The following is a 13,480-nucleotide window of genomic DNA, read 5'->3' on the forward strand; positions in this document are numbered from 1 at the left end:
CGCGTCCAACTCTCTTAGCCCTTGACGGAGCCGATCAGCACACCTTTGACAAAGTATTTTTGCAAGAACGGATATACAATCAGGATCGGGATTGTTCCTACCAGGATGGTTGTAAACTTCAACGCCTGGTCAACTGTGTCCTCATCCATCCCAACATCGCTGGACAACCGTCCGGTTTCAAGCAACCTGCGTATGATGACCTGCAGCGGGTACAGATGCTCAGAGCGAAGGTACAGCAAGGCAAACATAAAATTATTCCAGATTCCCACTGCGACGAACAGTCCGATAGTAGCCAAAGCTGGCTTGGAGAGGGGCAGGACGATTCTCCATAGTACACCGAAGTCATTCAGTCCATCCATTTTGCCGGATTCAATCAACTCATTGGGGATGCCCTGAAAAAAGGTTCGCATTACGAACAGAAACCATGCGCTCAAAGCGCCAGGCAATACCATGGCCCAGATCGTATTCATTAATCCCAAGGAACGAACGACCAGAAAGGTTGGAATCATGCCGCCGCTGAACAGCATGGTGAATACAATCATCAACGTCACCGTCTTGCTGAAGACGAGTCCTTTGCGAGAGAGGGGGTAAGCGGTCAGAACCGTCAACAGCAACGCGATTCCCGTGCCAAGGATCACATACAGGATCGTGTTGGCATACCCGCGCAACACCTGGGGATCGCTTAGCACCGCCTTATAGCTTGACAGAGTGAATCCTTTCGGAATGATGGTCACTTCATTTCTCAATACATAGACATTGTCGCTCAGCGAGATCGCAAGCATATAGACAAACGGATAGAGCATCGAAAGACTGATCAGGGATAAAAAAACGACATTGGCATAGTCAAAGAAGGTCATTTTGCGATTTACCATAAGCTTGTCTCACCTGCTCTTCTCCCCATATAATTGGCGCTGATGACAAAGAGAAGTCCGATCACGCCCGTGAACAAATCAATCGCTGTGCCATAGGAGTAGTTGCCTTGCGTCAAGCCGATCCGGTATACATAGGTGGCAAGAATATCCGCCTTGTCGTAAGTCGCTGGATTATAGAGCAGATAGACCTTCTCGAATCCCGTCTCGAGCACATTGCCTACCCTCAGAATGAACAGGATGATGATGGCCGGCATAATGCCTGGCAGCGTGACACTGATCATCTGCCGCCAACGGCTGGCTCCGTCAATTGCGGCAGCCTCATATTGGCTGGGGTCGATCGTCGTCAGGGCAGCAAGATAGATAATAGATCCCCACCCGACCTCCTGCCAGATGTCAGAGGCAATATAGATCGTTCGGAACCAGTTTGGATTCTGAAGAAAGGCCGTCGGCTGCACCCCGAAGTTCTCAAGGAACAAGTTGACAATGCCGTTTGTCGGGGACAAAAACATGGCAACCATGCCTGTTACGACAACCGTCGATATAAAATGAGGCATATAACTGACCGTTTGCACAAAACGCTTAAATCGATAAATTCGAATTTCATTGAGCAGCAGAGCAAGGATAATCGGCGCCGGAAACCCCCAGATAATCCGATAAATGCCCAGTAACAGTGTGTTGCGGATAATCGGCCAGGCATCGGGATTGTCGAAGAACATGCGAAAATACCGCATCCCTACCCAATCACTTTCCATGAAGCCGGCAAACACATTATAGTTCTTGAATGCGATCAACACCCCGAACATAGGCAGATACTTAAAAAGCAAAAAATAGAGAACACCGGGCAGCAGCATAATTAACAGGTAACGATCGGCTTTTATTCGTTTGAGCAACCCAGGTTCAGACTTGATTCTCGGCAAAGAGCGCATAGGCGTGTCTCCTGTCATCCAGTATTCATGCCGGGAGCAGACGGATCTGCTCCCGGCATCCATTCGTCAAAACAACGGACACACAGCGGTTATTGGATTCCCATCCGATCATATGCAGTCTTGTACAATTCGAGCACGCCGGGCAGACCAAGCCGTTCCATTTCCTGCAAGTACTGCTCCCACTCTGACAATGGTCGATCCCCCAAAATGAACCGGGATACGACTGTTTCCTTGTGCTTGTTAATCTGATCCATCGTAATGATCAGCTGCTCTTCCTCTTGATCCGTGAAAGACGGAACATGATCTTCCGGATAGATATAGTCCAGAACCTCGTCATAGTAAGGACGATATTGCTCAGGCAGGAGCGTCATCGTTGCTTCGGAATCAAACTTTCCATAAGCGCCGAAACCGCCAATCCCGGTAGCATTGCGCAGTGAAATTAAGTCTTCACCGACCGTCAGCCTGCGCTGGCCGTCAACTACCTCGTAAGTCTCGCCTTCCTTGCCCCAGCTTACCAGCTCTGAACCTTCGTCAGAGTAAAGAAAATCAATATAGTGCAGTGCTGCATCCAGATTCGGGGTGTTCCTATACACCGACAGACCGCCAAGCATATACGTCATATTCTGGAGGTAGGCCGGACCATCGTTCCCTGACGGCGGAGGCATCATCGCCAGCTCCGCGCCTTCCTCGCTCATCGCCTCGTTCATCGTCTGGATCCGCCCGATGTAATCCACCGTAATAAAGGCTCTGCCCGTTGTCATCATTTCGATCCATTGCTCTACAGTTATGGATAGAAAGTCTTGATTCATCAGTCTTTCCGTGTAGAAGGAATTCAGATACCCAAGCATATCCCGGTATTCGTCTTGGGTTTGACCATAGATCATCTCGCGGGTATCCAGGTGAGGATGAATTCCTTGATTGATGCCGAATGACGGAAGCATTCTCGAATCGATCGTCTCAAAGTTATTCCTGAACGTCAGAGGGTAGCTGTTGGGATATAATTCTTTTAATTGCTGCATTACCGCATACAACTCATCCCAGGTAGCAGGCACCTCGATGCCATGCTCTTCAAAAACATCCTTGCGGTACATCCATACAATATGATTGGTGTAAGCCAAACCTTCATTAATGACCTGATAGGTTTTACCATCATGTGTAGTCGCGCGGGCTTTCAGATCCGGTCTTTCCTCCCAGAAGCTTTTTAGATTCGGCATTTGATCCAAATATTCATTGAAGTCCAGCAGCGCGCCCTGGCTCCCGTATCGTTTGGGCAGCGTATTATTATTCAGCATGAGAACGTCAGGGATATCACCGCCTGCCATTGCGAGTGCAACAGCGTCGGTGTAGTTGCCTGCCGGAAACTGGCCATCAATGCGGATGTTGGTCGCCTCGAATATATTCTGATAAACCATCAGATTATTGTTAAATTCCGCGGCATTGGTAATCAGCGTTACCGTCGCAGGCTCATCCAGCCTGAAAGACGACTCTGTATCTCCAGTATCGTCTTCCGGCACGTTGTCGGGATTGTTCTGGTTCAAGGAATTGCTAGGTGGTGTGGCTGGTGGATCCCCCGCATTCGAGCAGGCAACAGTAAGTATACAGAGCATCAGTACCATTGAAACAAGAATCGACCATCGTTTTAACCTCATACAACCCTCTCCTCTTCATTTCTCTTTCATGCCCCTTGCCTGATCCGCCAGGAATCTCAGAAGTCGAATGCCAGAATTGCCGCTTTGGAGCAACCTGCCGTTCCGCATCTCCATGCGTTAGGTTTGCTTACACATTCAACTGGGCATGGACTCATTGTAGATCCCCTTTATTCTCCTTACAACATGTAATTCCTTCGTTTTTACTACTTTTTTGGACGATTCAAAGAAAAGGAGATCATCCAAAAAAAGATCCCTTTTTTAAGATCGCATAGTTTTGGAAGCGCAAACAATTAAGGCAATAAAGAAAAGGCGGTGCTAGGTGGTTACCTGCATCGCCTTGGCTCTTGCCGGTATCGTAAACGACACCTGCGTCCCCTTGCCCGGCTCGCTGCGGATGTCCAGCCCTTGGCCGTACATCCGCTTCAAGCGTGTATCCACATTCATGAGTCCTACACCGCCCGTTCGCTTCCTCGCGCCTTCTCCCGCAGGCCGGAGCAAATCGCGGAATTTACCTGGCGGGATGCCTGCGCCGTCATCCTCTACGCAGATCTTCACGCCGGTTTCGACTGTCTGTACTTGCAACCGTACAGTGCCGCCTTGCTCCCTGCTCATAATGCCGTGCCGGACCGCGTTTTCCACCAGCGGCTGGATCGTCAGAGGAGGCAGTTGACAATCCAGCCCTTCCTCAACCTCGATTACTACATTCAACCGCTCCCCGAAACGGGCTTGCTCGATCATAAGGTAAGATTCCATCAGTTGCAGCTCTTTGTCGAGACTTACCCACTTGGCCTTGTTCTCGAAGTCAAAGCTCCCCCGCAGGAAATCCCCCAGCTCCGTCAACAGCTCGACAGCGAGCCGGGGATCTCTCGGACAGATGGAGACGATCGTATTCAGCGCATTGAACAGAAAGTGAGGCTTGATCTGCGCCTGCAGAAAAGCCATCTCCGAGTGCAGCATCTCCTCGACGGAGCGCTTCAGCTCCAGCAGCGTCCGCACTCTCCCTTTCAGTTCATGCGAGTAAAACGGTTTGACCAGAAAATCGTTGGCACCTGCATCAAACCCCTGCAGCAGATCCTCGGGCTCATTCTTCACTGTCACAAGCAGCACCGGCAGCTCGAACAGCGTAAAGCGCTCCCGTAGTCTCTGACAGACTTCATACCCGGAAAGCCCTGGCATCATGACATCCAGGATGATCAGATCAATGTCACTTCGTGTTTCCAACAACTCCAAGGTCTCCGCCCCGTTACTTGCGAGCAGGATGCGGACGGATTCCTGGGCAAAGATGTTGACGATGACCTGGAGGTTGGTCGGATCGTCGTCGACAGCAAGGATCGTATACCTCTCACCGCCCCCTGCGGATCCGCCCGGTTCGTGCCTGCCGACATCCTGTACTGACTCAATATGCGTGAGCAGCGACGGCTCCTCCTCTGCAACTGCGGTGCCCGCTGCCGCTTCTGCGCTTGCCGGCAGCGTAAACCGGAAGGTTGATCCCTGATTCACAGCCGAGGTCACCGATAGCGTCCCGCCGTTCAGCTCAACTAATCGTTTTGTAATCGACAGCCCCAGCCCGGTTCCCCCGTATTCTCTGGCGACCGACGCGCCAATATGCTCGAAAGACTGGAAGATATGCGCCTGCTTGTCCGGCGGGATCCCTACACCCGTATCCGATACCGCGACGATCACTTCCTCCCCGCGCTGCTCCGCAGTCACGTTGACCTCGCCCCGTTCGGTGAATTTTACCGCATTGCCTATCAGATTGTAGAGAATCTGCAGAAGCCGGTTCTCATCGACATACACTGGCGGCAGGTCCTTCGGCACATGCATCTGGAGCCGGATCGGCCGGTTGGCGATAAAATGCTGAAATATCGCTTGATTGGCTTTAAGCACCGCCTGCAGCGACACCTGCCGACGATCGAGCTGCAGCTCCCCATGCTTCAGCTTGTACAGATCAAGGATATCATGGATCAGGTTGGAGAGGCGGCGGGTGACAGAGATAATAGAAGTCAAGTGATTCCGCTGCGTCGCATTCAGCTCTCCAACCGCACCATCCCGCATTGCCTCCGTCAGATTAATCACCCCATGCAGAGGTGTCTTCAGCTCATGGGAGGTATTGAACAGGAACTCATCCTTCATCTTGTTCAGCGCTACCAGCCGCTCCGACATCTGCTCAACTTCCGTGAAGCTCTTGGAAAATCTGCGGGCCAGCACGATCGCTTGCACAAACACAAGAACGAACAACCCGAGCACCATAATCTGCCTCTTGAAAATGCGGATCGTTTGGAGCTCGTACATCCAGGAATAGATATAGAACATATTGAACAGCATGTCATGAACAATCGTTAGAAAGAAAAACAATATCCCCCAAAATTGCAGTCTGGCACCGTCGCGCCTCCTGCGAATGGCCCGGTATACGCTATGGAGCAGGTAGATAATTAATGGCAGCAGTGCAAGATGCGAGTAACCCACCAGAGAAGTAAAGAAGGATACAGGCATCAGCAGCACCGTTAAAATAAATAAGCCACTGATGTAGGTAACTGCATGCGTGACGCGCTTGCTCACTTCACCGGGGTACAGCTCGTATAAATAATGAGTGATGGCCGCTACGCCGCCGTAATAGGTCAGATACTCCAGCATCACAATCCAGCGCAGGGATATCGCAGGGAACCAGTTCAGAAGTACGACTTCATCGATAACAAGCAAGCGCAAGGCGCCGATCAAGCAGCCGATGGCAAATAAAAGCGCTACCCGCGTAAATGGCCGGAGCAGGTAGAGGCACAAGTGGTAGAGCCCCATGAAGAAGAAGATCCCGATCAGGACAAGATCCATCGCCAGAACATTTTCCCGCAGTCGTTGCACCTGATCCGGCAGCCCCAGATCGAGGGCATACCACATCCCGCCGCGATCGTACATATAATTGGAGATTTGAACGGCAACCTCCAGCGTATCCCCCTCGACTGCGAACTGCGCCACCTGGGGGCGATAAGCTGCTATCGCGGATTCCGGATCCGCGGAGACATGACCGCAGCTGGCCACCTCCCGGCCGTCAACCAAGATGCGGCAGGCTGTAGACAGCGTCGGGATGCGCAGCGCAAGCTGATCCACATCCGAGGGGAGCCTGACCCGGAGGTGATATGTCCCATAGCCTGCGCCAGGCAAGTCAGCCCCGTCCATCTGGACATCGGTCCATACATGCGGAATAGTGACCCATTGCCCCCCATCGTCCAGCTGAAGACCCGGTCCGCTCACCAGCCGCTCCCAATAGAAAGTCCACTCCCCTTGCAGCTTCACGGTTCCATGCTTCGCAAAGTCCCAGTCGGCGAGGTCGATCTCTCCGGCCGCTGCAAAGGGCGTGTGCGACTGTGAGAACGAAGACCCTTGTGCCGGAAAAGGCAACAGCCCTGCCGCCAGCACACAGGCCAGCAGCAAGGCTATTATCCCGGTTATCCGCATCTTTCTCTTTAGCTTCATTCCAGCATTCCCCTCATTCCATAGCCGATAGCAAATGACGGTACAACTCCACCGTTGCGGGCCGGGGCGCGATATTCAGCTCCTCCCGCATCAGCGCATTCAGCTGCTTGAAATGCTTGATGACGGACGCCCGCTCCCCCTGCCTCGCATAGAGCCGGAGCAGCTCTTCGTGATAATGTTCATTATAGGGATCCAATTCGACCAATCTGCGCCATCGCCGGATCGCAGACGCGTCCCGGGCCTGTGCCGAATCGCGAACAGCAAGCCTGTTCACAACTTGGATATACTTCGCTTCAAGCTTCCGCTGCCTTCCTTGAGCCCAGTGAAAATCGTCCAGGGCATAGTAGCCGCTCCCGTACAAATCCTCAGCTTCTTCAAGCGCATTCCAGTCTGTATCTGCTGCCGGCGTCGAGTCTCCTCCGGCTTTTTGCAAGAACTCATCTGCATCGCTGACAATGCCATGCAGCGTCAGTCGATAACCGTCCTGGATGAATTGGATCTTCATCTGATCCCCCATCCCGTAGTGCTTAAGCGTCTTGCGGATCTGATAGATGCATGTATGCAGGTAGACAGCGGCGCGCTCCGCCTCGAGTTCCGGCCACAAGGCTTCGTGGATCATCGTTTTGCGTACGATCTCTCCCTTGCAGTGGATCAGGTAAGCCAGAAGCTCCCGGAATTTGGCTGTCCGCCAGTTAATATATGATACCTCTGCTCCCTGTACTCCCTGTGGCGCAATCTCAAACCGGTCGAAGCATACTATGCGCACAGGCATACGATTCTCTTGCAGCACTTCCAGAGGCACTTCAGCTGACGCCACCCTCACCCTCAGACGCTCGATCGTCTTCTTCATCCTCCGCGGGCTGACTGGCTTCAGCAAATAATCGAGCGCGTGAACCTCGAAGGCTTCTACCGCATAGGCATCAAAGGCCGTGATATAGATAATATCCGTGGATGGACGGGCTTCGAGCAATCTCTCCCCAAGCTCCAGACCGTTCAACTCGGGCATCTCAATATCCAGGAAGGCGATATCGAAGGCAAGCCCGCCGATTCCGGCCAAAGCCTGGCTCGGATTCATGAACTGGCCGACCAGCTCGATATCCGGATAATCCATCAAAAGATCCTTCAACGCATTGATCGCATGCATCTCATCGTCCACAACGATAGCGCGGATCACTGGACTCATCACCTTCCCTTCCTGATTATTGGTTCGATACGCAATACCCCATTGCCTTCTTCTTGCCTCAGATTTGTTCAGATCAGGTCCATCGCCTGCAGCAACCGCAGCACGATAGCCGCTGTCTGCGCCCGGGTGACTGGAGCATCCGGCCGGAGCAGACCGCCCTCTCCCTGGATGATGCCCCGTTCTACATTCCAGGCGATGGCCTGCCGGGCATAGGGACTGATCCTGGCATGATCGGCATAGGCCCTTACACCGGCTTCATCTCCCGCCACGTCCATCCGCTCCCGGTCGATGACCTGCATGACTCTGGCTATCATGACCATGGCTTCCTCGCGACTGATCATCCGCTCCGGCTGGAAGCTGCCATCCTCATAACCGGTTATGATCCCGTACTCATGCATACGCGCTGCCGCACCGGAGAACCAGTCTTCCTCATTTACATCCGTAAACGGCGTACTTGCCGCTGTGTCTGCCAGCCCCATCGCCCGCTGCAGGACAGCGGCAAACTCAGCACGGGTTACAGCACGCTCAGGCGTATACTCATCCGCGCCCGTGCCGTTGATAACGATGCGCGATGCGAGCTCTCCAACCTCCGCTTCAGCCCAATGCCCTGTCATATCAGCGAATGCCCGCACATTGTAGATGACGGTATAGGGGCTGTTAGCCAGACTGCGGATCCGCGCATGCCAGCCCCCGTCCATGAAGGTCACCTTCGTCGGAACATGCCGCATCGTCCCGTCAGGTTCAACCCGGACGCCTGTGGTCACAGCATGCGCATCGATGCCTTCCGGCAAACGGATGCTGCGTTCTACCGGATGCTGGAATCGGTTCACTTCTACCACTCGGCCTTCATGCGAAGCCAGGATACGGAAGCTGATCGGCGGTACTAGGATGCGATACCCCTCTGACCCATTCTCTCCGATTCGCCAGTCTTCTTCCGTGCCAGTCTCAAGCTCGATCGTAATCCGGATGTCCTCCAGCTCTACAGCGTCTCCCCACTTTCGCGCCAGCTCGGCGATCTGAAGCTCTCGGACCGGCAACGTATAGGAGGCGTTGTCCGTGATAATCTTCACTATCGCCTCTCTTTGCTCTAGCTGCTCGATCTCCTTGCCGGTAAATACGCCGACCGTCTTGTCCGCCTCATCCGTGACCCGTACAGCTAACCGCATGTCTCCAACCGTTTCTTGGATGAAGGCACGCAGACGCTCTCCGTCCAACTGGAATTGGACCACGGACTTGCCCTCTTCTTGCTTCCGGACATGGCTTGCCAGTTGCTCAAGCGGTTCTCCATTTACGGTAATCTCCAAATCAGCCTTATCCGAGGGAGGGGTCCCCGGAAGCGGGAACCATACCGAGGTTCCGGCCCTCCCCTCACGGGTGACAATTACTGCGTACACGAACTCCGAGCCGTTCTCCGCCGTAACCTTCAGCTCGATCGTATTGACGCCGATCTCAAGTCCTACGGTTACCGAAGCTCCAGATGGCAGGACGTTGCCCGCCACGGTCACTTGAGCTTTCTCATCTGCCATGATGGGCGTCAATGAAAGCTTGTCCACCTGGTGAGGCACCGCAAGCTCATAATTCAGCAACTCCGGGTCAAAGGCCAGGTCCAGCAGCTGGTCGCCGTTGTTGATCCGAAGGTCGCTTAGCTTCCGATTGCCGGATAAGAATATCCGCAGCTGCGGATGCGCCTCGGCAAGGGTGTACATCCACACCTGCTCGAAGTCCCATCTCCCTTCTTCATCAAGCCGCTTCAACCCGGATACCGTCCTCGCCTCACCGATCGCGCTCGCTTCCTGGCCTGTCAGCTCTTCCACCCAGTAGGCATGCTCGGCTGCAACGAACATCGTCTGCGCCGCCAAGCCTCCTGTATCGAACATCTCCGAGCTCGTCACAGCGCCGATCGCATAGCTGTTTGCCACTTCGACCCGCTCGATGCCGCTGTCGTTCGCAGCGAATCCGATCAGACCGCCTAACCAGCCCATCCCGTCTACCCGGGTTGTGGAGTAGACGTTCGTGATCGTATTGGGCGACAGCGTGGTGCCTGACAGTCCGCCAGCAAAAAAACCTGTCGCCGTCACGTTCCCGGACGTAAAGCTCTGATCGATCATCACACCCTCTATTTCTCCGAACATGCCCCCGACCTTGCTCTCCCCGGATATACCGGCATCGGCAGCATAAGAGGTTTGTACCGTACTGTTACTCGCGTACCCGGCAAATCCGCCCACGAGGCTGCCTCCGTGAATGACAGCTTGCTCGACTCGCACACGCTCCAGATCCGCATGGCTCATCCATCCAGCGATGGCGCCTGTGTGGTCCTTGCCGGTTACCTGCACATCGCTTAATGTCAGGTCGTAAATACGCACGGCATGTTCAGTACCATCGATTGCTGCGAATAACCCGGCGGCCTCTGCTTCCGGCTGCTCCACGGTCAAGCCGGAGATGGTGTGCCCATTGCCGTCCAGTCCTCCCGTGAACGGACGGGACCTGCTGCCCACCGGGCTCCAATCGATGCCTGACATGTCCAGATCGGCTGTAAGACGGTAGTAGCCGCCCAGCGCATATCGCATGAGATCAAGATCTGTCTCGTTGCCAACCGCATAAGGATTGGACGGTGTTCCCGCCTGCTCCTGGTCGCTAATGCCCGGCGGCATCCGCACCACCATGATCGTGTACGTCGTTATCGAGTCATCCTGAGCGGTCACGACAAGTTCTACTAGATTCCTGCCCCTGGCCAGCTCAACCGGTGCCGAAGCCATCCCATCTGCTGCCGCTTCCCCTCTTACCGTTACCCCGGCATGGACATCCGAGAGGCGGGGCGTGATCCGGATACGCTCCGTCCCGTGGTCCACCAGTGCGGTGTAGGTCAAAGCCGTGTCATGGAATGCAGGGGTAAGTTCGCCTGCATCCAGCTCAAGTCCCATAAGACTGGAATCGCTTGAAGGTGCCCGGTGGACAGTGATGCGATAAGTCCGGGTGGTCTCGCCGTCCATCGCGGTCACGACCGCCTCGAATTCATTGTCTCCCACCGATAACGGTAACGGAGCGGACGCCTGCCCGCTTACGGCCGCTTCCCCTGCGACCTGCACCGATACTCCTTCGCCGAACACCGGTGTGATCCGAATGCTATCCACGTCATTCCCAACTTCAACGCTGTACTGTGTCGTAGCAGGATCAAATACGCCTGGGCTCAGCGAGCCCGCGTCCACAAGAAGCGAGGTGAGCTCGGCCCGGCTGGAAGGCTCTCGGATGACCCGTACGCTGTGCAACCGATACATACCGTTCTGCGCATGCACGCCTATGAACAGGATATTGTCATCCCCTATGGCGAGCGGCATCGGATTCAGCTCATCGATCATCACATCGTCCATGGCTGCATTTTCATAGAAAACATCAACCCTCGCATGAGGCTCTGCTGCCGTGGCCGCGGCATAGAAGGTCTCCGTCTCATAAGGCACCGTTACGGTGTAGCTTGTCGTCGCCGGATCGAAAGCAGGGGAGAGACTCCCGGCGGAGACTGTCAAGGCTGACAATTGATTGTCCGGCGTTCCCAGCCTCCGGATCTGAAACCGGTACTGACGTTGATAGATTGGATTCTGCGCTGTCACATTTATATGGATATAATTGTCGCCCCCGACCTCCAGCGGGACCGGCCCCAGCGGTGTTCCGCTGGCATGTATATCCCCGTCGACCCGGATGACGGCATAGGGATTGTCTGTGACCGGCGTCAGCGAGATCGCTGTCTCTTCATGCGGGACAGTGAGGGTATATGCGATAATATCCGGATGGAATTCCATATTCCATAGGCCTTTGTCTGCCGTTACCGCTTGCAACCTCGCGTTGTCGGAGGACGGCCGATGAACTTGTATCGTATAGGTCCTGGTATGCTGTCCGTCTTCTGAGGTAACCATCACTTGCACCACGGTGGCGCCCACAGGCAAGCCGATCGGCTCCGAGGGCTGCCCGCTTTCAACCGCTTGTCCGCCAACGGATATCGTGGCACCCTGCTCGAGCGGTGTAGGCGTAAGCTTGATGCTATCGATGTCATGGGTGACGTTCAAGTGATACAACAATACCGCCGGTGAGAAGTCGGGACTGAGGCTGCCTGCATCCACTTGCAGAGCTTGCAGATTGGCTGCGCTCGGAACCGGCTTGAAAACATGAAGTGCGCCATAGTAGTCCTCCAGCACGTAGAGCTCGCCTTCGTTGCTTACCGCCAGTCCTTGCGGCCGGAAGTAGTCCTCGCCGCCCTCTCCCACATCAGTGGAATCCCATGCATGCAGGAACGTACCTGAAGCGGAGAAGCGCTTCAACCGGCTGTTGGATCGATCTGCTACATAGAGCTGGTTGTGGTGATCGAACGCCAGCCCGTAAGGCATGTTGAACTGACCGTCCCCGCTTCCGGCGCCTCCCCAGCCTTCAGCATCCAGAACACTTCCGTCGCTGTCCAATACGCTGATATAATTATTCACGATATCCGAGACATAGATGTTGCCCTCAAGGCTGACCGCGATCCCCATCGGGTGGCTAAACAAATGGCTATCTGCCGAAGTTCGCCAGACAGGCGTGCCATCGGCCTGCAGCTTCTGCACCCGCCGATTGCCTTCTTCCGTCACAAACAACGCGCCCGTGGCGTCGATGGCGATGCCTTGGGGATCAATCAATTTCCCACCCTCGGTGCCATAGCCTCCGATGTTGAACTGGTGTACGCCAGCATGGTCGAATACCTGGATGCGGTGGTTCCCGCTGTCCACAGCGTAGATCCGGCCATCCGGGCTCACAGCGACACCTGTCGGCCGGAAGAACTGACCATCAGCATTGCCGCTGTCCGGTCCGCCCCAGGCTTCGAAGCTCCCCTCCTTGCTGAACTTAACGATCCTATGACGATAAGTATCCGCAACATACACATTCCCGGCGCTGTCCACAGCCACCCCCGTCGGCTTGGACATCCGCTCCTCCGCGAGCAGTTGATCGCCCAAGGTCCGATCATAGCTCAATTCGTTATCCTCTGCCTGCATCCGAGACGAAATACACAGGAGCAAGACTAGTGATAACAGCAAAGCAGTCGCATTCTTGACAACCTGATGCCCCATAACGCTTGCGATTCTCATGTTCATCCCCCTATTTATGGTCTGATCCGCTTTCTCCGCTATTCTAGCGCAGGCCACTGAAAAATGGCTGAATCAAGGTGCTCATTAAAGACATCATGATTTATCCATCGCACACTTGGCAGATTTATCAATGCAATACATCTTCTCGACGGGTGGCAACTTTCCAGGTGGCACATTCGTCCGCAGTAACGGGCAGCGGCTGCAGCGTGTGCTTCTCCTCGTCTTAAGCGTAACGAATGCATTGCCCAGAACTAACCGCACGGCGGCTCGATTG

6 protein-coding genes are annotated in these 13,480 nt (G+C 54.5%); all 6 read right to left on the reverse strand.

Features of this window, described 5'->3' with window-relative positions:
* Nucleotides 1–14: 14 nt before the first annotated feature.
* The 6 genes from ABC336_RS09960 to ABC336_RS09985 all read right to left on the reverse strand — a co-directional run bounded on the left by ABC336_RS09960 (nucleotide 15) and on the right by ABC336_RS09985 (nucleotide 13,206).
* Nucleotides 15–872, reverse strand: a complete 858-nt coding sequence (locus ABC336_RS09960; protein ID WP_413238525.1) for a carbohydrate ABC transporter permease — start codon at nucleotides 870–872, stop codon at nucleotides 15–17.
* The gene (locus ABC336_RS09965; protein ID WP_413238526.1) at nucleotides 866–1,798 is read right to left on the reverse strand and encodes an ABC transporter permease; all 933 of its coding nucleotides are present in this window, start codon (nucleotides 1,796–1,798) and stop codon (nucleotides 866–868) included. The genes ABC336_RS09960 and ABC336_RS09965 overlap by 7 nt, the downstream gene beginning before the upstream one ends.
* Before the next feature lie 89 nt (nucleotides 1,799–1,887).
* Complete coding sequence (locus ABC336_RS09970) at nucleotides 1,888–3,447, reverse strand: extracellular solute-binding protein (protein ID WP_413238527.1); 1,560 nt, start codon at nucleotides 3,445–3,447, stop codon at nucleotides 1,888–1,890.
* Between the two features lie 315 nt (nucleotides 3,448–3,762).
* Nucleotides 3,763–6,915: an ATP-binding protein gene (locus ABC336_RS09975; RefSeq protein WP_413238528.1), complete on the reverse strand. Its 3,153-nt coding sequence runs from the start codon at nucleotides 6,913–6,915 to the stop codon at nucleotides 3,763–3,765.
* Between the two features lie 13 nt (nucleotides 6,916–6,928).
* Entirely contained in the window at nucleotides 6,929–8,098 is a 1,170-nt protein-coding gene (locus ABC336_RS09980; protein ID WP_413238529.1) for a response regulator, read from the reverse strand.
* 68 nt (nucleotides 8,099–8,166) lie between these two features.
* The gene (locus ABC336_RS09985; RefSeq protein WP_413238530.1) at nucleotides 8,167–13,206 is read right to left on the reverse strand and encodes a cadherin-like beta sandwich domain-containing protein; all 5,040 of its coding nucleotides are present in this window, start codon (nucleotides 13,204–13,206) and stop codon (nucleotides 8,167–8,169) included.
* Nucleotides 13,207–13,480 lie beyond the last annotated feature (274 nt).

Source organism: Paenibacillus jepli (assembly GCF_047238105.1).
In the GTDB taxonomy this organism is placed as follows: Bacteria; Bacillota; Bacilli; order Paenibacillales; family Paenibacillaceae; genus Paenibacillus_D.

Bases quoted from the DNA above. Each gene is read 5' to 3' on its own strand.
- ABC336_RS09960 (WP_413238525.1), bottom strand. From the start codon at position 872: ATGGTAAATCGCAAAATGACCTTCTTTGACTATGCCAATGTCGTTTTT.
- ABC336_RS09965 (WP_413238526.1), bottom strand. From the start codon at position 1,798: ATGCGCTCTTTGCCGAGAATCAAGTCTGAACCTGGGTTGCTCAAACGA.
- ABC336_RS09970 (WP_413238527.1), bottom strand. From the start codon at position 3,447: ATGAGGTTAAAACGATGGTCGATTCTTGTTTCAATGGTACTGATGCTC.
- ABC336_RS09975 (WP_413238528.1), bottom strand. From the start codon at position 6,915: ATGAAGCTAAAGAGAAAGATGCGGATAACCGGGATAATAGCCTTGCTG.
- ABC336_RS09980 (WP_413238529.1), bottom strand. From the start codon at position 8,098: ATGAGTCCAGTGATCCGCGCTATCGTTGTGGACGATGAGATGCATGCG.
- ABC336_RS09985 (WP_413238530.1), bottom strand. From the start codon at position 13,206: ATGAGAATCGCAAGCGTTATGGGGCATCAGGTTGTCAAGAATGCGACT.